The sequence below is a fragment of the Bacillus sp. BD48 genome (assembly GCF_046566805.1).
In the GTDB taxonomy this organism is placed as follows: Bacteria; Bacillota; Bacilli; order Bacillales; family Bacillaceae; genus Bacillus; species Bacillus safensis.
Genome location: NZ_JANGFM010000004.1, coordinates 163,547 through 184,146 on the forward strand (window position 1 = coordinate 163,547; position 20,600 = coordinate 184,146).

Annotated in this window: 21 protein-coding genes; 15 read left to right on the top strand and 6 right to left on the bottom strand. The window is 42.5% G+C overall.

Annotated features, from left to right (window positions below; all coding sequences use genetic code 11):
• Nucleotides 1-51 precede the first annotated feature (51 nt).
• The 5 genes from ACLGGR_RS13320 to ACLGGR_RS13340 all read left to right on the top strand — a co-directional run bounded on the left by ACLGGR_RS13320 (nt 52) and on the right by ACLGGR_RS13340 (nt 5,338).
• Nucleotides 52-825, top strand: coding sequence for an IclR family transcriptional regulator (locus ACLGGR_RS13320; protein WP_142946483.1), 774 nt, complete (start codon nt 52-54; stop codon nt 823-825).
• 85 nt (nt 826-910) lie between these two features.
• Nucleotides 911-1,468: a shikimate kinase gene (locus tag ACLGGR_RS13325; RefSeq protein ID WP_142946482.1), complete on the top strand. Its 558-nt coding sequence runs from the start codon at nt 911-913 to the stop codon at nt 1,466-1,468.
• A gap of 342 nt (nt 1,469-1,810) precedes the next feature.
• Entirely contained in the window at nt 1,811-2,758 is a 948-nt protein-coding gene (locus ACLGGR_RS13330; protein WP_323650004.1) for a dihydrodipicolinate synthase family protein, read from the top strand.
• Between the two features lie 75 nt (nt 2,759-2,833).
• Nucleotides 2,834-3,841, top strand: coding sequence for a LacI family DNA-binding transcriptional regulator (locus ACLGGR_RS13335; protein WP_377971722.1), 1,008 nt, complete (start codon nt 2,834-2,836; stop codon nt 3,839-3,841).
• A gap of 120 nt (nt 3,842-3,961) precedes the next feature.
• Entirely contained in the window at nt 3,962-5,338 is a 1,377-nt protein-coding gene (locus tag ACLGGR_RS13340) for an MFS transporter (protein WP_410973237.1), read from the top strand.
• A gap of 233 nt (nt 5,339-5,571) precedes the next feature.
• Here the strand turns inward: ACLGGR_RS13340 and ACLGGR_RS13345 are convergent, their stop codons facing one another.
• Entirely contained in the window at nt 5,572-6,345 is a 774-nt protein-coding gene (locus ACLGGR_RS13345; protein ID WP_410973238.1) for a class I SAM-dependent methyltransferase, read from the bottom strand.
• Between the two features lie 116 nt (nt 6,346-6,461).
• Between ACLGGR_RS13345 and ACLGGR_RS13350 the strand changes: the two genes are divergently transcribed.
• Nucleotides 6,462-7,367, top strand: coding sequence for a LysR substrate-binding domain-containing protein (locus tag ACLGGR_RS13350; protein WP_410973325.1), 906 nt, complete (start codon nt 6,462-6,464; stop codon nt 7,365-7,367).
• Nucleotides 7,368-7,508: 141 nt separating this feature from the next.
• On the opposite strand, the gene ACLGGR_RS13355 is transcribed toward ACLGGR_RS13350, so the two are convergent.
• Entirely contained in the window at nt 7,509-8,294 is a 786-nt protein-coding gene (locus ACLGGR_RS13355; protein ID WP_317222239.1) for a carbon-nitrogen family hydrolase, read from the bottom strand.
• A gap of 211 nt (nt 8,295-8,505) precedes the next feature.
• Here ACLGGR_RS13355 and ACLGGR_RS13360 point away from each other — a divergent pair, with 211 nt between their 5' ends.
• Nucleotides 8,506-9,462, top strand: coding sequence for an acetylxylan esterase (locus ACLGGR_RS13360; RefSeq protein WP_410973239.1), 957 nt, complete (start codon nt 8,506-8,508; stop codon nt 9,460-9,462).
• Nucleotides 9,463-9,699: 237 nt separating this feature from the next.
• Here ACLGGR_RS13360 and ACLGGR_RS13365 read toward each other — a convergent pair whose 3' ends face one another.
• On the bottom strand, nt 9,700-10,014 hold the full coding sequence (locus ACLGGR_RS13365; protein WP_034283282.1) for a hypothetical protein: 315 nt from the start codon (nt 10,012-10,014) through the stop codon (nt 9,700-9,702).
• Nucleotides 10,015-10,105: 91 nt separating this feature from the next.
• Here ACLGGR_RS13365 and ACLGGR_RS13370 point away from each other — a divergent pair, with 91 nt between their 5' ends.
• The 5 genes from ACLGGR_RS13370 (at nt 10,106) to ACLGGR_RS13390 (ending at nt 16,315) form a co-directional block, all read left to right on the top strand.
• The gene (locus ACLGGR_RS13370) at nt 10,106-10,876 is read left to right on the top strand and encodes a nucleotidyltransferase domain-containing protein (protein WP_410973240.1); all 771 of its coding nucleotides are present in this window, start codon (nt 10,106-10,108) and stop codon (nt 10,874-10,876) included.
• 161 nt (nt 10,877-11,037) lie between these two features.
• Nucleotides 11,038-11,955, top strand: coding sequence for a proline dehydrogenase family protein (locus ACLGGR_RS13375; protein WP_251216848.1), 918 nt, complete (start codon nt 11,038-11,040; stop codon nt 11,953-11,955).
• 23 nt (nt 11,956-11,978) lie between these two features.
• Complete coding sequence (gene pruA / locus ACLGGR_RS13380) at nt 11,979-13,526, top strand: L-glutamate gamma-semialdehyde dehydrogenase (RefSeq protein WP_024424316.1); 1,548 nt, start codon at nt 11,979-11,981, stop codon at nt 13,524-13,526.
• A 125-nt stretch (nt 13,527-13,651) separates the two neighbouring features.
• Entirely contained in the window at nt 13,652-14,884 is a 1,233-nt protein-coding gene (locus tag ACLGGR_RS13385) for a PucR family transcriptional regulator (protein WP_142946721.1), read from the top strand.
• Between the two features lie 132 nt (nt 14,885-15,016).
• A complete protein-coding gene (locus tag ACLGGR_RS13390) occupies nt 15,017-16,315 on the top strand; it encodes an arsenic transporter (protein WP_323649988.1) in 1,299 nt (432 codons plus the stop codon).
• A gap of 35 nt (nt 16,316-16,350) precedes the next feature.
• Here ACLGGR_RS13390 and ACLGGR_RS13395 read toward each other — a convergent pair whose 3' ends face one another.
• Nucleotides 16,351-17,028, bottom strand: coding sequence for an amino acid ABC transporter permease (locus ACLGGR_RS13395; protein ID WP_034283291.1), 678 nt, complete (start codon nt 17,026-17,028; stop codon nt 16,351-16,353).
• 12 nt (nt 17,029-17,040) lie between these two features.
• On the bottom strand, nt 17,041-17,913 hold the full coding sequence (locus ACLGGR_RS13400; protein ID WP_267587761.1) for a transporter substrate-binding domain-containing protein: 873 nt from the start codon (nt 17,911-17,913) through the stop codon (nt 17,041-17,043).
• A gap of 181 nt (nt 17,914-18,094) precedes the next feature.
• On the opposite strand from ACLGGR_RS13400, the gene ACLGGR_RS13405 reads away from it, so the two are divergent.
• Entirely contained in the window at nt 18,095-18,424 is a 330-nt protein-coding gene (locus tag ACLGGR_RS13405) for a YckD family protein (RefSeq protein WP_142946724.1), read from the top strand.
• Nucleotides 18,425-18,467: 43 nt separating this feature from the next.
• Here ACLGGR_RS13405 and ACLGGR_RS13410 read toward each other — a convergent pair whose 3' ends face one another.
• Nucleotides 18,468-19,232 carry an MBL fold metallo-hydrolase gene (locus ACLGGR_RS13410; protein WP_410973241.1) on the bottom strand — a complete coding sequence of 255 codons (765 nt, stop codon included), beginning with the start codon at nt 19,230-19,232 and terminating at the stop codon, nt 18,468-18,470.
• Between the two features lie 115 nt (nt 19,233-19,347).
• On the opposite strand from ACLGGR_RS13410, the gene ACLGGR_RS13415 reads away from it, so the two are divergent.
• Together ACLGGR_RS13415 and ACLGGR_RS13420 are read left to right on the top strand one after the other, a co-directional pair.
• Nucleotides 19,348-19,764, top strand: a complete 417-nt coding sequence (locus ACLGGR_RS13415; RefSeq protein ID WP_251216851.1) for an Lrp/AsnC family transcriptional regulator — start codon at nt 19,348-19,350, stop codon at nt 19,762-19,764.
• Nucleotides 19,765-19,792: 28 nt separating this feature from the next.
• Nucleotides 19,793-20,599 (top strand): AAC(3) family N-acetyltransferase, encoded by an 807-nt coding sequence (locus ACLGGR_RS13420; protein WP_251216852.1) that lies wholly within the window; start codon nt 19,793-19,795, stop codon nt 20,597-20,599.
• Nucleotide 20,600: the final 1 nt, after the last annotated feature.

A 20,600-nucleotide genomic window follows, 5' to 3' on the forward strand; every position in this document is an offset into this window, starting at 1 on the left:
ATCGATCGTTGATGTCGATAAGAAATCAAAGGGGAAAAGGAGAAAGTGAACATGGCTGATAAGAAGTCAAAAGAAGAATCAGGACTGCGTACAGTTCAGCGCGCTTTGGATATTCTTTATTGTTTTAGTGAAGAACGTCAAGAGCTGACGCTGACGGATATTTCAAAAGAGATGAATTTAGCAATGTCTACGACAACGAGACTGCTCAAGGCACTTGAAATGAATCATTTTGTGGAAAAGAATCAAGAAACAATGAAATACCGATTGGGTCAAAGGCTTTATCTCCTCGGATACATTGCAGGGAAGTCCATTAAATTGAGAGAACTGGCTAAACCACTCATGTACACACTTCGTGATGAAACAAAAGAAACCGTCAACTTGTATGTGCTGGATTCAACAAGCAGGGTTTGTATTGAACAAGCGGAAGGGCTGCAATCGATTCGCCATCTTGTCAAGATTGGTGAGAAGCTGCCATTGTACGCAGGTGCAGGCGGAAAAGTATTATTGGCATTTCAAAGTGAAGAATTTCAACAAAAAGTATTAGCGTCTGAGGCTGATCATGTGATGAAGGGTGACTGGCAAAAGGAACGTAAACATATTCTTGACACGTATACTTCTTGCAGTATCGATGAACGAGAGGTAGGATCTGCGGCTGTAGCGGCACCAGTCTTTAACATTCATGGGGAAGTGAAGGCTTGTTTATCCATATCTGGTCCAACCCACCGGTTTACTGAAGACATCATTCCCCAGCTGCAGCAAAAAGTGAAAGAACAGGCGCAGAGGCTTTCTGAACAGCTCGGCTACGTCGTCAAACACAATTTTTAAGATTGCCTATCTTTTCGCGCTCCATTTATCATATAATAGAAACATTATGTAGCATTCCTTGTCGTAGGGAGGACGTGTCACGACCATGAAAAACAATAGAGAAATTCCTGTAAGACAGCGGAATATTGTCCTCATTGGCTTTATGGGTGTTGGGAAAACAACCATTGGGCAGCTGGTTGCCAAAAAGCTATATAGAGATTTTATTGATGTCGATCAGGAGATTGAGAAAAAGTACAACATGACGATTCCAGAAATGTTTCAGCAAAAAGGAGAAGCATTCTTCAGGCAGGCTGAAAAGGATTATATCGTCGATTTATGTGAACATACACAGCTCAAGATCGTCTCCCTTGGAGGCGGTGCATTCAAACAGGAAGAAATCAAACGCGCCTGCTTGAAGCATTGTACCGTTCTTTTCCTTGATCTATCGTGGGAGAATTGGAAGCAGCGGCTTGATATTCTAATTGAAAACCGCCCTGTTCTTCACAACCGGACGCTTGATGAGATGAAAGAGCTGTTTGAAGAACGCCGGGAGATTTATTCTCTTCATAACTCCAGAGTGGAAACAGATCATTTAGAGGCTGAGGAAGTTGCCAATTATATTGTCGACACACTCAAGCTTGGCTGGGATTTATATTCGAAATAAAAAAAGTCTACCGTTTAGGGTAGACTTTTTTCTATTGAATTCTTTTCCTTTGTACATATGATGATGCTTTGACAATCAACATTTATTTATCCTTTTTTTGGTGGTGGCTGTTTGGAAAAAGCGGCGATCCTGCTTCAATCAGTTCATGATGATGAGGTTTTTGATATAGATCATTTTCTTTTTCGGAAAGATAAAAAAGTATCTAAATTTTAATAATATTTATTTGAATTATTAAAATTTTTAAAAAATAATGTTGACATCTTCCGTGAGAACATTCTATGATTGTTTACGTAAACGCTTACCGTAAACGTTTACTATAATCGAATGGGGAGGAATTTGTTGATGAAAAACAAAGAAAAATGGAGCGGTGTATTCCCGGCGGTCTTAATTCCTTTTAAAGATGACTATTCAATTGATGAACCTGCTTTTCGTAAGCTTGTTCGCTGGGTGGCGGAGCACGAAGGGATTAACGGGATTGTTGTCAATGGACATACTGGCGAGATTATGACTTTGCTGCCACATGAACGAGCTGAGGCTGTGCGTATTGCAGCCGACGAATTAAAAGGGGAAGTACCTGTCATTTCCGGGGTTTCAGCTGAAGGGACAATTGAAGCAATCCAGCATGCAAAAGCCGTTCAAGAAGCTGGCGGAGAAGGTATACTTCTCATGCCGCCGCATTCATGGCTGAGATTCGGTATGCAGCCTGAATCACCTGTCCAATTCTTTAAAGATGTTGCAGAAGCGATTGACATTTCAATCATCGTCCATCAATATCCAACTTGGACAAAAACCTCATATACAACGAATCAATTACTAGAAATGTCGGAAATTGAAAATGTTGTCTCATTCAAAATTGGTCAAAGAGACATGGCACAATATGAAGTCGATGTGCGCGCATTGAAAAAGCATGCACCAGATGTATCGCTGCTCACATGTCACGATGAATATTTATTGCCAACATTAGTTCAAGGGATTGATGGGGCGCTTGTCGGTTTCGGCTGTTTTGTGCCAGATTTGATCGCTGAACTTGTGAAATGTGCGAGAGAACAAGACCTTGTAGCGGCTAATAAAGTGTACGATAGAATCTTTGAATTAAAGCATGCAGTGTATAAAATGGATGAACCTTCTTCTACCTCTCATTTACGAATGAAGGAAGCGATGTTCCAGCGAGGTTTAATCAGCAGTTCGCTTGCTAGGAAGCCGGTATTACCTTTAACGCAAAAGGAAAAAGAAGAGATTCGCCAGGGCCTTCAAAGTGTTGGTTTGCTTAAGGAAAACGTTAGTAGATAACAGACCATTGATTTCATGATGAAGGTGAGTCAGGTTATAATAAAGAAAAACAACAGACTCCCGGAGGTATGAAATGTGTCAGTAAGTATTAAAGATGTAGCATTGAAAGCTGGAGTATCTATAGCCTCTGTTTCCCGAGTATTAAGTGGTAAACCAGGAGTAGGTGCTCAAACGGCTGAAAGAATTAAACAAGTGATTGATGAGTTAGGCTACCGCCCTAATTTAGGAGCGAGAGGGCTCGTTAAAAGAAAGACAGGGAATATCGCTGTAGTGGTTCCTCGCGGTTCATATATTTTGAATAATCCATTTTTTTCAACGATTTTAGATGGTATAGCGAAGGAATTAGATGAGACCGAATTCAATATGCTGATGTCATTTACATCTGTACAGCAGCAGCGATTACTGGAGACGCAGGCTGTAGATGGTGCGATTTTATTTTCTCCAAGAAATGAAGAATTGAGCATGGATTGGTTAAAAAGTTTGGCTATTCCCATTATCGTTGTCGGAAGTTACTTAGAGGATTCTCCATTTCCATGTGTCAGGCCAGATGATGAAGAAGGTGTGTGTCAATCTGTAACCGCCTTATTTGATAAAGGTCATCGAACCATTGGGCTGGTGAATGGTCCAATGAGTTCGATGCATAGTGTGAGGTATTACAAGGGGTACGAGCGCACACTGAAACGTTTAGGATTACCAATGAACAAAGAGCTTGTGTTTGAGTTAGATGAATTTGATGGGGGAAAAGTAGTAGAAGTGGTTTCTCAATTTCTCCAAGGAAACCAGCACATGACTGGAGTTGTTTGCTCTTCGGATTTTTTGGCGATGGGGGTCATGAAGGCTGCAGATATCGCAAATGTGTCAATACCTCATGATTTGTCTGTCGTTGGTGCCGATGATGTGCCCATTGCAAGTTTTTTAACCCCTTCTTTATCTTCTGTTCATGTTGATTTAGTTGGAATGGGAAGAAAAGCTGTTTCTTTACTAGCACAGCTATTGGAAGGAGAACAGTTAGAGGCGATGGAGCATATCTTCCCCATGTACTATATAGATCGGGGCACCACGGGAACGCCAAAAAAGCAATGATAGATGCTGAAAACTCGTAAGATCGCTTGAGAATTTCTCTTGAGTTAAAATGTAAGCGATTTCTTTAGCGCTCTTTGGCATGTACTTTTGCATCATTTCCTCCAATAAGGAGGAGATACCATGACGTTAGAACTCAGTGGAAATTCAAATTCTCATGATGAACAAGTTATTGATAGAGCTTCACAACTATTGACTAGGATGGAAAGTGTACCTTTTTCGAGATGGCATTTAAAACCTCGAATCATTATGGGATCTGCTACCTTTTTTGATGCTTTTGATGCACTATCTTTAGCGTTTGTTCTCCCGGTCCTCATCGGCATGTGGAATTTATCACCTGCACAGATTGGTCTTCTTATTGGGTCTGGTTATATAGGACAAGCGATTGGTGCTATTTTCTTTGGGTGGTTAGCAGAAAGGCGTGGCCGTGTATTTAGTGCAAAATGGACGGTATTCCTCATGTCTATTATGAGTATCGCATGTGTATTTTCAGGTAATTTTATGGCCCTTTTTATTTTCCGTTTTATACAAGGGATTGGAGTTGGAGGAGAGGTGCCGGTAGCAGCCTCATATATCAATGAGCTGTCCAGGGCCCAAGGAAGAGGAAGATTTTTTATGCTTTATGAGATGATTTTTCCTTTAGGATTAATGATCTCAGCTCAAATTGGGGCATATGTTGTACCTAGCTTTGGGTGGAAATGGATGTTCTTGATTGGGGGCATTGGAGGTTTGATCGTCTTTGTCTTCTTCTTCATGCTGCGTGAATCTCCAAGGTGGCTTATTTCGAAAGGCAGGTTAGATGAAGCCGAAAGAATCATAGAAGAAATTGAAGCTAGTACTGACAAACGAATGCCTGTCGCGAAGCAAGTATCCAGCAGTACTGAAAAAGGCGACTGGAAAGAGCTATTTTCAACTTTTTACCGTAAAAGAACATTGATCGTATGGGGACTATGGTTTTCTGCCTACTTTGTATCGAATGGTTTAAATAACTGGTTACCGAGTCTTTATAATACGGTTTACCATTTGCCAGTTGGAGATTCATTAAGGGCAGCATCTCTCACAAATATTTTACAGACCATAGGGGTATTCGCTTGTGCATTTTTAATTGATAAAGTAGGACGAAAGCGCTGGGCGACCATTGCATTTGTATTAACAGGTGTTTTATTAACGGCTTTATGGATCAGCGGAGCAACTTCACCAGAAAGCGTCATCTATTTAGGGTCTGCTGCTTACGGAATGATGGGGACAATTACAGTTCTTCTCTATCTATATACACCTGAAATTTATCCGACACGTATGAGGGTGATTGGAACGGCATTTGCTACAGCATGGCTTAGGCTGGCCTCAGCGATCGCTCCTATTATGATAGGTTTTATTTTAGAGGTAAGCGGTGTTTCAACTATTTTTATTCTTTTTGCATGTGTGACTGTAGTGGGAGCAATTCTTGCTTTTAAAATGATAGAAACGCGCGAGAAAGTATTAGAGGATATTGCGCCGTAAGTGACGCGTGCAGTGAAGAACTTATTCCAAAAAGGGTAGGTTCTTTTTTTATTCAGAGGATCTAAAATGCCTCACCTATCTTCGTTCATTTATCATATAATAGAAACATGATCTAGCACTCCTTGTCGTGAGGAGAGACGTGTCACGAACATGAAAATCCATCTGTGACACAATGAAGATGTATATTTGAAATAAAAAAAGTCTACCGACGATGGTAGACTTTTTCTATCTGTTTAATGCTTGATTCCTTGAAGCAGTGCAGCTTTTAAACAGAAGGAAATGGGCTGATGCTGTGCATCGAATTGAATCTGAAACAGCTGCTTTGTGTCAGAGTCTGCGGCTTGAAGGTGGGATACGATCTCCTTTTGAACATTCTCTGGTGTGCGTCCACGTATAATCCAGTCCTGATAATCAATATGCAGATCCCAGTAACGAATATCTTCTTTCGTCAAATGGTTGTCAGCGAAGAGCTGTTTCCATTCTGATAACGAGCTTTCCCGCACATGAGAAGGGTCTCTCAGTCTATTTAAGTGATTAATAAATGAATCCTGTGCAGGGTTTTCAGGTGCATAATGATCGACGAGCAGAAATTTGCCGCCTTTTTTTAAGACTCGACTGATTTCCGACATGGCTGCCGGAAGGTTTGGAAAGTGATGAGCAGCAAACCGGCACGTCACGACCTCAAATGATTCATTAGAGAAGGGCAATGCTTCTGCGGCTGCCTGCTCAAAAGTAATATGTTGTAGATGGCGTTCTTCCGCGAGTGCTGCTGCAACCTCGATCATTTTTTGTGTGACATCAATACCGACACCTTTAGAGATAACGTCTGAAAAGGAAAAAACGGTATGTCCTGCCGCACAGCCAATATCAAGTAAATGCTCATGACCCTTCGCATTTGCTGCTATTTTCATCCATTCCAGCTCTTCTCCGGCTGCAAATATAGGTGAATCTCGATAGTTCTCGGCATTTTGTGAGAATTGGTTCTCGGCTTTAGCATATGGATTCATTTCTTTTCCCCCTTTGTGGTCTCTTTATCGTAGAATTCCTTCTGTTATTTGTCTAAGACATAAAAGATATGACATGAATAGTTAAAACCTATGAGGTGATGAAAGTGGATATACGAATGATGGAATATGTCATTGAAGTGTACCGGCAGCAAAGTTTTACAAAAGCAGCGGATCAACTTCATATTGCACAGCCTTCTTTAAGCCAGCAAATGAAGAAGCTGGAAGAGGAATTAGACACACCGCTATTTATTCGAAAGTATGGACAAGTAACGCCCACACCTCAAGGGAGACGATTCATTAAAAGGGCTGAGAATATTTTGAAGGAAAGAGATGATTTGCTGCGTGAAATGGGAGAAGCAGCTTATGAAATCGGGAGAGAGCTGAACATCGGGGTGCCGGCAGTCACAGGGGGATATGTCTTGCCCGGCTTATTAAAAACCTTTTGTCAAACGTATCCTCATGTGCACGTTCAACTGATAGAAGATTCACCTCGTGAGCTCGAAAAACTTCTACTCGCTGGAAAACTGGATTTGGCTATTTTATCTATGCCTGTCGAGCATGAATCATTGAAAACGAGACAAATGCTGACAGAGCCGCTCCTTCTTGCAGTTCCGCAAGCTGCTCAGCCTTGGTTATCAGAGGAATTGAACGAGATCATCAAGCAAGCAGGGCAAAAAGAAATGGTGCCCTTTCAACTTCTTGAAGGTATCCCATTTATTATGCTGAAAGAGGGATACGGTTTTCGGCAAGTGGTCATGGAACTGTGCCGTCATCACGGTTTTCAGCCAAAAGTGGCTTTTGAAACAAGTCATATTCAAACAGCACAGGCATTGGTTAAAAACGAACTAGGTGTGACCGTTGTGCCGAAAATGGTGGCACAAGAGGATAGGAACGGGGTCACTTATTTAAATATTGATTCATACCCAACCCGCACACTTGTGTTTGCATATGTGGAAGAAAGGTATTTAACGAAAGCCGCTCAAGCCTTCATGGACCTTTATCAGGATCAAGGGAAAGCTTAAACAAACGTTTAATTAAACGCAAACAGCAGGGGAGCACCCTGCTGTTTATCTTATTTCTCAGCGTGATAGAAATTCTTTGGAGTCTAGGAAGGACGAGTACCGACGCGGAGCGAATTCTAATATTTGTGAGCAATCTGCTTTCTAATAGACATCCAGACGCTGATCCGTCATAACCGGAATTTGCTGTCTGACTTCATCCACTAGCTGAAGGTCAATTTCCGCATAATAAATGTCTTCGTCATCGTTTGTTTCAAGCAGGATGCGGCCGAGTGGATCAATCACCATAGAGTGTCCAGGGAATTCCGTGTCTCTGCTTGTGCCTGTTCTGTTAACAGCAATCATAAATGACTGGTTTTCAATCGCTCTTGCGATGAGCAGGCTGCGCCAATGGTCCACTCTTGCTGACGGCCATTGCGCCGTATTGACGAGCACCTTCGCTCCTTTGTTCACAAGTGTTCTGGAAAGCTGCGGGAAGCGGAGGTCATAGCAGATCATCGCACCAATCGTTACATCTTCACCATAGTCAAATAAACCAAGCTGATCACCAGCGGTTAAATAGTTATGCTCATCCATTAAGCGGAATAAATGAATTTTATCATAATCTAACAGTAGCTCACCTTGGCGGTTAAAGACATACATTGTATTGGTGATGTTTTCATCTTCTGTCCGCTTATTTAACACACTGCCTGCGATGAGATACACTTGGTGCTTGCGGGCAAAGGAGGAGAAGAGCTGTTTTGTGCGTTCACCGTTTACATCCGCAAGCTGATCGGCTTGTTCAAGGGCGTAGCCGGTATTCCACATTTCGGGTAAAATGATCAGATCAGGCTGCTCGCGGACTGCTTCTTCTAAAAACGCTTCTGCTTTTTTAAAATTTACTTCAGGTTCTCCAATTTGTACGTCCATTTGGACAAGGGCGATTTTCATAAGGGTTCCTCCTTTATTCGCTATATGTCATGTGAAAATCATGAATGTATGTCATGGTTTATTCTAGTCTTCAAGGTCAGTTTCTTTATCATAAAGGTTTCCATCATCTTTGCCAATAGAAATGTCAGAAGGTTTTGTTAAATGACTTTCTCAATCAAGAAATGAGTGGTATGATACTCATAACTAATAAAACAAAGGGGAATAGTATGATATGCAATTGTTCGATTTATCACTAGAAGAGCTAAAAAAATATAAACCAAAGAAAACAGCACGTCCTGATTTCTCAGACTTTTGGAAGAAATCACTCGAAGAACTGCGCCAAGTGGAGGCAAAGCCAACACTTGAACCTTATGACTATCCAGTGAAGGGCGTCAAGGTGTACCGCCTGACGTATCAAAGCTTTGATCATTCTCGTATTGAAGGCTGGTACGCGGTACCAGATCAATCGGGTCTGCATCCAGCGCTCGTTCGTTATCATGGCTATAATGCCAGCTATGACGGCGGCATTCACGACATCGTCAACTGGGCGCTGCACGGCTATGCGACATTTGGTATGCTTGTCCGCGGTCAAGGCGGCAGTGAAGATCAGGCAGTGACACCAGGCGGTCACGCTCTAGGGTGGATGACAAAAGGTATTTTATCAAAGGAGACTTACTATTATCGCGGTGTTTATTTAGATGCGGTTCGTGCACTCGAAGTCATTCAGTCCTTCCCGGAAGTGGATGAACACCGGATCGGCGTGATTGGTGGGAGCCAGGGAGGCGCATTAGCGGTTGCAGCTGCAGCTCTTTCAGACATTCCGAAGGCCGTCGTGGCAGATTATCCTTATTTATCAAACTTCGAGCGTGCCGTGGACGTTGCATTGGAGCAGCCTTATTTAGAAATCAATTCATACTTTCGAAGAAACAGTGATCCGGAAGTGGAGAAAAAGGCATTTGAGACATTAAGCTATTTTGATTTAATCAATTTAGCTGGATGGGTGAAACAGCCAACATTGATGGCGATCGGTCTGATTGACAAAATAACCCCGCCATCTACTGTGTTTGCGGCTTACAACCATTTAGAAGCAGATAAAGACCTTAAGGTATATCGCTATTTTGGACACGAGTTTATCCCGGCTTTTCAAACAGAGAAGCTCTCCTTCTTACAAAAGCATTTACTAAAATAAAAGAACAAAGAGGCCGCTCTAGGAGGGCCTCTTTTCAGATTTTTGACAAAGGGATAAAATGATTTTTATTTTAGCCCTTTGTCTTCTTTTCAGCGTGATAGAAAACCTTTGCAGTCTAGGAAGGACGAGTACCGGAGCGGAGCGAATTTGTCATTCGTGAGCACCGGCACACAGATCTGACAAAGAATGCGAGGGTTTGTCTACACGCTGAGAGGCCGTTCTAGGAGGGCCTCTTTTTTAATAACTCGTATTCTGTCTCGTTTTTTCATCAGGCACTAACGCTGTGATAATAAGGGCAAGAGCTGTGATGATATGCAGGATGAATCCAAGTATCGGAATCCAGGCAAGGCACGATGTGATAATCCCAATGATACTTCCAATCACTGGTCCTTGGTCTCGCTTCGATAAGACGAGTGTGATAATATGCAGAATAAGCATGACCATGAGCGGTGTATAGCCATTGCTGATCACAAATAGTCCTCCAATGACAGGGATGGCAAGACAGGCTTCAAAAATCCCGGTGATCCATTTCATGATGCGAGATATAGACATGAGATCCAACTCCTTTTTCATTATGTCTTATTCGTATTTTCCCAAAACGTGAAGAAGTCATGCAGGATTCTATAGAAAGAGTTGATGGATGATGAGAGAGAGAATCAAGGAAGAGCTGAAAATCATCGAAGAGACGTATGATGTAAAGATTTGCCTCGCGGTCGAATCCGGCAGCAGAGCATGGGGATTCCCTTCGACTGATAGTGATTATGATGTTCGTTTTTTATATGTTCCTCGAAAAGAATGGTATTGGGCGATGGAAGAACATCGTGATGTCATTGAACGGCCGATTGATGATGTGCTTGATATCAGCGGCTGGGAGCTGAGAAAGGCACTTCGTTTATTTAATAAATCGAATCCGTCCATCATGGAATGGCTGTCTTCTGACATTATCTATGCTGAATCTTTCTCTTTGGCAAAGCAGCTAAGAGAATTAAAGGATCGAGCGTTTTATCCCGCAGCATTGATGTATCATTACCTCAATATGGCGAAGCGGAATGAAAGCGGGTATTTACGAGGAGAGCAGGTGCGAATCAAGAAGTATTTTTATGTACTTCGTCCGCTGCTTGCTTGTCAGTGGATTGAACGCTACCAGACGGTTCCGCCGATGGATTTTCATGAACTGCTCGAGGAACTAGTGGAGGAAGGCCCGCTTTTAGCGGAAATCCATGAGCTGCTCAAACGTAAAATGGACGGCGAAGAAATGGATGTAGAGAACCGCCTCGCTTATGTCCATCCATTTATCGACAAAGAGATCGCGCGATTTGATGAATTGGTGAAAAGCTACAATCAGCCGAAAGAAAATCTGATGCAAGAATTAAATGAGCTGCTGCAGTCTACCCTTGATGAGGTGTGGGCGTAAGCAGGGAAGAGCCAGCCGGATCGCGGCAGGCTCTTTTTTATCTCTTATTGTGATAAAACCACAAAAAAAGTCAGAATTTTTGTCATCTTCAAATATTGTAGCGGACAGCTTATGAGCTTTACAATAAAGACATAGCTTACAAAGAGTGGGAGGTGCCCTTTATGGAGTCGGTCACAAGAAATTTCTTCTTGTTTTTGTCAAAGAGCAGTCTCTTGAACCATATTGCTCGTAATTGGGGAAGTGCTGTTGCATCTAAGAAAATCATCGGAGGGAAGGATTTTGAGAGTGCCATCCCTGTCATCAAACGATTAAATGAACAAGGAATGGCCGTGACAGTTGATCACCTTGGTGAGTTTGTCACAAAGGCAGAGATTGCAAATGAGCGGACGACTGAGTGTATACAAACCATTCAGCGGATTGCTGAGGCGGGACTCAATTCCCACGTGTCACTCAAAATGACATCACTTGGCCTGGATATTGACGATGACCTTGTGTATCGCAATATGAAACGTATTTTAGATACGGCAGAGAAGCACCGTATCATGGTGACAATCGATATGGAGGATGAACAGCGCTGTCAAAAAACGCTGGACATTTTTAAAGAGATGAAATCTCAATATGAGTATGTCAGTACGGTCTTGCAGGCGTATTTGTACAGAACAGAAAAGGATCTTGATGACCTAAATGAGCTGCAACCATTTTTAAGACTTGTAAAGGGTGCCTATAAGGAATCTGCCGAAGTGGCGTATCCAAACAAAAAAGACGTCGATCAGAATTATCAAAAGCTGATCGAAAAGCAATTGCTCTCAGGGAATTATACAGCCATTGCGACACATGACGATCAAATGATCGAGTTCACGAAAAATATTGTGAAAAAACACAATATACAAACAAGTCAGTTCGAATTTCAAATGCTGTATGGCATGAGATCAGAAACGCAGCAGGCACTTGTAAAAGAAGGCTATCAAATGAGGGTCTATACTCCGTATGGACGAGAGTGGTATGGCTACTACATGAGACGTCTTGCAGAACGGCCGGCAAACATTGCCTTTGCTTTAAAAGGGATGACGAGAAAATAATTTGAAACGGGAGCGTGACAAACATGACAACACCTTACAAGCATGAACCATTCACGGATTTTAGCCAGGAAGAAAACCGCAAAGCGTTTGAACAAGCATTAGCTAAAGTAACAGAATCACTTGGTCAAACCTATCCGCTCGTGATTAATGGAGAAAGAATCGAAACGAAAGACAAGATTGTTTCGATCAATCCAGCGAAAAAGGATGAAGTGGTTGGAACCGTATCAAAGGCCGGGAAGGAAGAGGCAGAACAAGCGGTTCAAGCAGCAGCGAAAGCATTTGAAACATGGCGCTATACGTCTCCAGAAGAAAGAGCTGGCGTATTATTCCGAGCTGCGGCAAGCATTCGCCGTAAAAAGCATGAGTATTCAGCCCTTCTTGTAAAAGAAGCAGGTAAGCCTTGGAATGAAGCGGATGCAGATACAGCAGAAGCGATTGACTTTCTAGAGTATTATGCCCGTCAAATGCTGGAGCTGGCGAAAGGCAAACCAGTGAACAGCCGCGAAGGGGAACGCAATCAATATGTTTACACACCAACTGGCGTGACGCTCGTTATTCCGCCGTGGAACTTCTTGTTTGCGATCATGGCTGGAACAACAGTAGCGCCAATCGTCACTGGGAATACGGTTGTTTTAAAACCAGCGAGTGCGACGCCTGTCATTGCAGCCCGTTTTGTGGAGGAGCTTGAGCAAGCCGGTCTGCCAAAGGGTGTTGTCAACTTTGTACCAGGAAGCGGAGCAGAGGTTGGGGATTACTTAGTAGATCATCCGAAAACAAGTCTGATTACATTCACTGGATCAAGAGAAGTAGGGACACGTATCTTTGAACGCGCGGCAAAAGTGCAGCCAGGACAGCAGCATTTAAAACGTGTCATTGCTGAAATGGGCGGTAAGGATACAGTGGTTGTTGATGAGGATGCAGATGTTGAATTAGCGGCTAATGCCATTTTCACATCAGCCTTCGGGTTTTCAGGTCAGAAATGTTCAGCTGGATCTCGGGCTGTCGTCCACGAGAAGCTGTATGACCAAGTGGTTGAGCGAGTGAAGGAAATCACAGAAACGAAAACAACAGCCAATCCACTTTCTGCGGATGTCTACATGGGACCTGTCATTGATCAAGCGTCCTTTGACAAGATTACGGATTATATCGAGGTTGGCAAACAGGAAGGCCGCTTAGTCACTGGCGGAACGAGTGATGATTCGGAAGGATACTTCATCCACCCGACCATTTTTGCAGATCTTGAGCCTACTTCCCGCTTAATGCAAGAAGAAATCTTTGGACCAGTCTTAGCTTTCTCGAAAGTGTCTAGCTTTGATGAAGCACTTGAGGTAGCCAACAACACAGAATACGGTTTAACAGGTGCTGTCATTACGAATAATCGTGATCACATCAACCGTGCGAAGCAGGAGTTCCATGTGGGGAACCTTTACTTTAACCGTAACTGCACAGGTGCCATCGTTGGTTATCACCCATTCGGCGGCTTCAAAATGTCAGGAACGGATTCAAAAGCAGGGGGTCCAGATTACCTAGCTCTGCATATGCAGGCAAAAACGATTAGTGAAATGTTTTAATATGGAAAAGCATGAACCTGCACTGACGGGTTCATGCTTTTTTTGCCTGCCTGCGACTTGTTTCTATACAAATCTGACTGGAAAGAAGTATGATAAATGTATCACTTAATCAGGGAGCAATCGGGATGGAAGAGATATTAGAAAAGCTTCACACATTTTTTGATGTCGATAAATTAATTGCATTTATTAGCGGATATTTAAAAAAACCAGTCATTTTAGAAAGCACAGAGTGTCAGCTCCTTGCTTATAATTCTTACAGCATTCAGCAGTTTGACCCAGTCAATCAGCAAACGATTTTCTCAAAGGAATGTCCGGGATCTGTGGTCGATTGGTTAAAGAGAACAGGGGTAATCGAGCGCCTTTTCGCGGAATCAAAGCCTTTTTATGTGAGCGGTCATGACGAGCTCGGATTTAATCGGCGGGTAGCTGTGAGCGCCAAGCATAAACAAGAGGTAGTAGGCTTTATTTGGGTGCAGGACATTGAGGACTCCCTCTCTCAGGAGGAGCTGCAATTTTTACACGAAGCTTCTTTTCAGGTTGGAAAAGTGATTTATAAGAATAAGAAACAGCTTGAGAAAAAGGAAGGCAAGATTGAAGAGTTTTTCAAAAAGGTCATGGATGATCATTTTTATACAGAAGAAGAGCTGAAATGGGAGGCTGAGAACTTAAGCATTCCACTGCCAGCCGTATTTACCGTCATGGTCGTGCACGCTGCCGATAACAAAAGTGAGACGGCAGAAGATGTGAAGGATGTCATTCGAACGTATTTGCAGCTAGAGGATAAGGTGAATCACGTCTATTCGGTTCAAGCAGATATCGTCGTCATATTAGGCAGCCTGTCAGACCGTCACTCACCGAAAGCGACTGCCGCTGATGTCATCAAACATCTGCAATCAAAAACGCATGCACATCCTTCCCCTTTGTATATCGGGATGGGAAGAGAGTATCGTGATGTCATGAAAATGAGTACAAGTCGATTTGAAGCGATAGAGGTCGTGAAGGCAGTGAAAATTGTCGGAGGACAAGAACTCATTCCATATGATTACGAGAATCTGGGGGTCTTCCGGTTTTTAGATTCCATTTACAGCCATCAAAAAAAGAAAAACGACTTCAATCCAGATTTGTTACGTTTGAAGGAAAAAGACCGCGAGAGTCAAACGTCGTTTTTAAAAACGCTGGAAGTCTACTTATTGAATAACTGCAAGCTAAAGCCAGCTGCGGAGCAGTTGTTTATTCATCAAAATACATTAAACTATCGAATGAAACAAATTTTTGACATGACCTCGATCGACTTAAGTCATTTTAGTCAGCGGTGTGAGTTGTTTATTGAATTGATGCTGATGAAAAAAGATCAATAATGATGATGGAATCCGCAGGTGCACGGGATCACCTGCGGATTTTCATGTGAAATGTGAAAATGGCATACAACGGATGCATTTCGTTGTATGATAGATAAAGATTTTATGAGAAAAGTGAAAGGGGGGCCACCTTTGGGATCAGTCACCTTAGCTATTTTGATTTTCATCATGACCCTCGTCCTTGTCATTTGGCAGCCAGGACGTATCACCATAGGATGGTCAGCATGTGGAGGCGCCATTCTTGCACTTGCCTTTGGCGTCGTTCATCTGGGCGATGTGTGGGAAGTCACGCAAATTGTATGGAACGCCACCTTTGCCTTTATTGGCATTATTATCATTTCGTTAATTTTAGATGAGATCGGTTTTTTTGAATGGGCTGCACTGCATATGGCAAAAGCCGCAAGGGGCAACGGTGTCCGCATGTTTATTTATTTAACATTGCTCGGTGCTGTTGTGGCTGCTTTTTTTGCCAACGATGGAGCGGCACTGATTTTGACCCCAATCGTTTTATCTGTGGTGAGAGCGTTGAAGCTGGATGAGCGCATGGTGCTGCCTTTTGTGATGGCAAGCGGCTTTATTGCAGATACAACCTCCTTGCCATTTGTCATTAGTAACCTGGTCAATATCGTATCAGCCGACTATTTTCATATTGGTTTTCTAGAATATACAGCGAATATGTTCGTGCCAAACCTTGTGTCGCTTGGAGCGAGCATGCTGGTTCTGTATGTGTTTTACCGAAAGCTTATCCCAAAAACCTACGATCTGTCACAGGCGAAGGAACCGGCATCAGCTATTCGAGATATTCGCATGTTCCGCTTGTCTTGGTATGTACTCGGCTGTCTGCTTATTGGTTATTTTGCAGGGGAGCTGATCGGTGTTCCAGTGTCCATCATCGTAGGCGGGATTGCCCTTGCTTTCTTGTGGCTGGCGAGAAGAAGTCCGCAAGTGGCGACAAAGCGAGTGATCAAAGAAGCGCCGTGGTCCATTGTGTTTTTCTCGATCGGCATGTATGTCGTCGTATATGGACTGAAGAATGTCGGTCTTACAGAAATATTGGCGGCATGGATCCAGCAAGGGGCATCACATGGCTTGCTTGCAGGAACGATGTTTATGGGCGTGCTTGCCGCAGTGTTGTCTTCTGTAATGAACAATCTGCCGACCGTTTTAATTGATGCGATTGCCATTGGACATACAGATACAGCAGGTGTCATGAGAGACGGACTGATTTATGCCAATGTCATCGGCTCCAACCTTGGGCCGAAAATGACCCCAATCGGCTCATTGGCGACATTGCTGTGGCTTCATGTCTTAAAGAAAAAAGGCGTCCATATCTCTTGGGGGGCTTACATGAAAGCCGGAATCATCCTGACCATCCCAACCTTGATTCTCACTTTACTTGGGTTATATGTGTGGTTATGGCTCATTCATTAAAAAAGAGCAGATCTCATGGATCTGCTCTTTTTTTGCTACAGATATTTCGCATAGCGTTTTTCTAAAAAGTCCTGAAGCAATGAGACGACACTGCAAATGCCCCAGTAAATGAGTGCGACCAAAATATACATGGTCATATAATCGAATTCTCGTCCGCCCACAATTTTTGCTTGCTGGAAGAGCTCTGGTACAGTAATCATCGCTGCCAGTGAGGAAGCTTTGATTAAATCGAGCATGACATTGGTCAATGGCGGCAGGGCGATGCGGACGGATTGAGGCAAAATGACACCGCGCATCGTTTGCCAATAGCTGAGACCTAATGATTTAGCGGCTTCTACCTGTCCACTTGGAACAGAGGAGAGGGCTGCCCGGTTAATTTCTGCAATATAGGCAGCACTATTGAAGCTGAATCCAATAATGGCGGCAGTGACCGCTGTGAACTCAATGCCGATATAAGGGAACCCAAAATAGAGAATAAACAAAATCACCAGAATGGGCACGCCACGCATGAATGAGATATACAGCCGTGCAGGCAGCCGAAGAATCCATGAATTCGCCATTCTGGCAAGAGCGATAAAAAAGCCAAGAATGGTACCAAAAAACATGCTCACAAAGGAAATGAGCAGCGTCAGCCAGATGCCTTTCATGACAAATGGAAATGACGCCTTTGCCAGTGCAGGATTAAATATATATTCTAAATGAATATCTCCCACGATTGCGGCTCCTTATTTGGAAATGTCGACATCTTCGACATCAGCATCAATTTTCTTTGAGACGTCTGCATGATTAAAGAATTTCTCAGAAATCTTTTTCATTGTTCCGTCTTTTTTCATGTCGCCTAATACACGATTTAATTCTTTTTGAAGCTCTTTGTTGTCCTTCTTCATAACAAAACCTTGTTCATTCGGCATGTACTTCAAGTCAGGGTGAATCGTAATATTTAGTTTAGGAAATGCAGCAAGAGCCAGTGTCTGCAAGTAATAATCATTTAGAATGACATCTGTTCGGCCGTTTGCAACATCCTTTAAGTATTGCTCGTTTGTCGCATTATCATAAATGACTTCCTTTGCACCGTACTTACGAGCAACATCCATGTAAATCGTCGTGGCAGCACCTGCTGCTTTCTTTCCTTTTAAATCTTTTAAAGTTTTAATGCCAGATAAATCATCTTTCCGTACGATAGCCGTTCCGTAGGAATATTTATAAGGAGTTGAAAAGGCGAACTTGTCTTTTCTGTCATCTGTGATGTCGATATCATTTGCAGCGGCATCCACTTGACCAGAATTAATGGCGCTCAGCATTCCATCATAGCCCATTTCTTTAAATTCTACTTTCACATCAAGACGTTTAAACGCTTCTTTGACGACTTCTACTTCATAGCCAGTTAATTGATCCTTGCCGTTAGAAGTATCATGATAAGACGTTGGATAAAGGGTGCCTGAAGTAGCAACGACGATTTTCCCCTTCTTTTTAATCTGATCCCACTTTGTGTCTCCAGATTGAGATGAGCCTGACTGACTGCAAGCAGACAAGATAAGTATGAAAGCAGATACAACAAGCATGATCCATATAGGTTTTTTATGATAAAAACGACTCATTTAAGAATCCTCCTCTATTTTTTATACAAAACAAAACATAGCACGCTTTTTCTGTTAGGACAACGTTTTCAGAAGAAAAGTGAAAAAGTAAGAATATTATAGGCAATTTGCGTTTTGAAATAATGTATAAAAAAGGAAAGTGAGCGCAAAATAAAGGCGAATAAAGGAGGGAACAACAATGATGAAAAAAATGAGTGGCTTGATCATCTTGTCGATGATGCTGTTATTTGGTTTTCATATAGAAACGGCTCATGGAGAAACACCTCAAATGGAAAAGCGCCCGGTGACACATCAAGTGAAATTAACAGCAGAGCAACAAAAACAAATTGAAATCCTTGAGCAGCAAATTCTTTCTAAGCGAAAAGAAGTCATTGAGAAATATGTACAGTATGGTGTGTTAACAAAGGAACAAGGCACACACATCACGAAGCGAATGGACGAGCATTACAATCACTTAAAGAATAACGGGTTTGTTCCATTACTTAAAAAACCACAGCACCATCGCCCTTAATAATGATGAAACCGGCAGCGAGGTGCCGGTTTTTTATTGTTGATCAAAAGGTGAGACTTTCCCCATCTTGAGGGATAAAAATGGCTTGATCTGCATGGTGCTCTTGAATGTACGCTTCTAAAGCAGCTCTTGTTAACAAGCAATGATTCACAGCTTCAAGATGACAGGCGACAATTTGAGCTTTTGGCTGAGAACGGTGAATGTCTAAAATTTCTTCCTTGGTCATTGTAATCGGATCGCCTTCTAAAAATTGAGCAGCTCCGCTATTGACCACAATGACGTCTGGCCTGCATGTATTCACAACCTCTTTCGGTTCATCACACCAAATGGTATCACCTGCAATATAAAGGGTAGGTTCATCAGGATGAGAGAAAACAAAACCGCTCACCTGTCCCATCCGCTTCGCCGTTTCTCCTGTCCCATGCTGTCCGCCTGTACGTTTAATATGAATGCCGCAAATGTCCATTTCATCTTCAATGCATGTGACATGCTGAAATCCAGCTTCTTCAACTTCTATTCGGTCCTTCTCCGATTGAGTATAAATTGGCCTATCTTGAGCTAATTTCCTTTTTGCCTCATCGTCAAAGTGATCCACATGTAAATGAGTGAGTAAGACAGCATCTTGGTGTAACAGACTGTCTAAATCAATGTTTACAGGAAGCTCCACAATAGGGTTGTTCAAATGTTGATTGGCTGTATGAGGGAACGGTGGATATGTTCCTTTTGCTGCTAAAAAGGGATCGATTAAAAAAGTTGAATGACCATAGTGAAGGTATAAAGTAGCATTGCGAATGAGTGTAATTTTCATAAGAAGGCCTCCTTTTTTTCTTATTAAGTTTACAGTATATTAAAAGAGTTCTATGTGACAGAGGATCATGAAAGTCTTTCATCGGAAGGGCTTGATTTTTGAAAGAGGTGAGCCAATGCTAGACCAAACAGATATGAATATTTTAAAAGAACTATCAAAAAACAGCCGATTAACCATGAAAGCTCTAGGTGAAAAAGTTCATTTAACTGGTCAAGCTGTTGCAAATCGGGTGTTAAAGCTAGAAGAAGAAGGCGTGATTGAAGCGTATACCATTTCAATTGATTGGCGGACAAAAAAGACGATTCAAACATTTTTGCAGCTCTATACCCGTAGTCATCATCATGAACCACTTCTGTCGTTTCTTTATGAAAAGGAAGAAATTAAGAATTTATTCAAAATAAGTGGTGAGGGCTGTTATATGGCTGAAGGACATTTCTCCAGTCATGATGAACTTGATCAGTTTTTAACGGAGCTGACAAATTACGCAAATTACAAACTGTCTATTGCGGTTAAACGTCTCATTCATCAGTAATAGAAGTGACGCAGGAGGAAAAGGAACGATGCAAAAATTAATCGAAAATCAAGCTGAACCGATGACAAAGGAAAGAATCAAAGCAGATCTGGTTCAACTTGGTGTGAAAAAGGGCATGATTTTATGTGTCCACTCATCATTATCATCTATTGGCTGGGTAAACGGAGGCGCTATAGCCGTCATACAAGCATTGATGGAAACCTTAACAGAAGAGGGGACGCTGATTATGCCGGCACAAACGTTAGAGCTTTCTGATCCCGCCGATTGGATCGATCCGCCTGTTCCTTATTCATGGTGGAAATCGATCAAAGAAACAATGCCAGCATTTGACCCAGCTTACACGACGCCAACAGCCATGGGAAAGGTGGCGGAAACGTTTTGGAAATACCCAGATGTTGCGAGAAGCAATCATCCCAATTTTTCATTCACAGCCTGGGGGAAAAGAAAACATGACATTCTGAAACACCATGCGCTATCCTTTGGCTTAGGAGAGGATTCGCCTCTTGGCCGCATGTATGATCTTCATGCTCAAGTGCTGCTGATCGGTGTATCATTTGAGAGCATGACAGCTTTTCATCTAGCTGAATACCGAATCCCTCAGCAGGACCTCATGACAAGAGGAGCTCCTATTTTAGAAAATGGGTGGAGGGTATGGAAAGAGTACCAAGATATCATCACAAGAGAAGAACTATTTGAACAGATTGGCCGTGATTTTCTGCAATCAGGAGGCACCCATCATCACAGTCAAATCGGCCTTGCCAATTCATACTTACTGCCCATGAGAGAATCGGTAGACTATGCGGAAAAGTGGCTTGATCTATACGATCAGTCGTAAT

What these genes read in the sequence shown, in the direction of transcription:
- ACLGGR_RS13415 (WP_251216851.1), top strand. Translation starts at nt 19,348, where the DNA reads ATGCTAGACCAAACAGATATGAATATTTTAAAAGAACTATCAAAAAAC.
- ACLGGR_RS13320 (WP_142946483.1), top strand. Translation starts at nt 52, where the DNA reads ATGGCTGATAAGAAGTCAAAAGAAGAATCAGGACTGCGTACAGTTCAG.
- ACLGGR_RS13400 (WP_267587761.1), bottom strand. Translation starts at nt 17,913, where the DNA reads ATGAGTCGTTTTTATCATAAAAAACCTATATGGATCATGCTTGTTGTA.
- ACLGGR_RS13365 (WP_034283282.1), bottom strand. Translation starts at nt 10,014, where the DNA reads ATGTCTATATCTCGCATCATGAAATGGATCACCGGGATTTTTGAAGCC.
- ACLGGR_RS13330 (WP_323650004.1), top strand. Translation starts at nt 1,811, where the DNA reads ATGAAAAACAAAGAAAAATGGAGCGGTGTATTCCCGGCGGTCTTAATT.
- pruA (WP_024424316.1), top strand. Translation starts at nt 11,979, where the DNA reads ATGACAACACCTTACAAGCATGAACCATTCACGGATTTTAGCCAGGAA.
- ACLGGR_RS13350 (WP_410973325.1), top strand. Translation starts at nt 6,462, where the DNA reads ATGATGGAATATGTCATTGAAGTGTACCGGCAGCAAAGTTTTACAAAA.
- ACLGGR_RS13345 (WP_410973238.1), bottom strand. Translation starts at nt 6,345, where the DNA reads ATGAATCCATATGCTAAAGCCGAGAACCAATTCTCACAAAATGCCGAG.
- ACLGGR_RS13360 (WP_410973239.1), top strand. Translation starts at nt 8,506, where the DNA reads ATGCAATTGTTCGATTTATCACTAGAAGAGCTAAAAAAATATAAACCA.
- ACLGGR_RS13375 (WP_251216848.1), top strand. Translation starts at nt 11,038, where the DNA reads ATGGAGTCGGTCACAAGAAATTTCTTCTTGTTTTTGTCAAAGAGCAGT.
- ACLGGR_RS13420 (WP_251216852.1), top strand. Translation starts at nt 19,793, where the DNA reads ATGCAAAAATTAATCGAAAATCAAGCTGAACCGATGACAAAGGAAAGA.
- ACLGGR_RS13355 (WP_317222239.1), bottom strand. Translation starts at nt 8,294, where the DNA reads ATGAAAATCGCCCTTGTCCAAATGGACGTACAAATTGGAGAACCTGAA.
- ACLGGR_RS13385 (WP_142946721.1), top strand. Translation starts at nt 13,652, where the DNA reads ATGGAAGAGATATTAGAAAAGCTTCACACATTTTTTGATGTCGATAAA.
- ACLGGR_RS13370 (WP_410973240.1), top strand. Translation starts at nt 10,106, where the DNA reads ATGAGAGAGAGAATCAAGGAAGAGCTGAAAATCATCGAAGAGACGTAT.
- ACLGGR_RS13340 (WP_410973237.1), top strand. Translation starts at nt 3,962, where the DNA reads ATGACGTTAGAACTCAGTGGAAATTCAAATTCTCATGATGAACAAGTT.
- ACLGGR_RS13410 (WP_410973241.1), bottom strand. Translation starts at nt 19,232, where the DNA reads ATGAAAATTACACTCATTCGCAATGCTACTTTATACCTTCACTATGGT.
- ACLGGR_RS13405 (WP_142946724.1), top strand. Translation starts at nt 18,095, where the DNA reads ATGAAAAAAATGAGTGGCTTGATCATCTTGTCGATGATGCTGTTATTT.
- ACLGGR_RS13325 (WP_142946482.1), top strand. Translation starts at nt 911, where the DNA reads ATGAAAAACAATAGAGAAATTCCTGTAAGACAGCGGAATATTGTCCTC.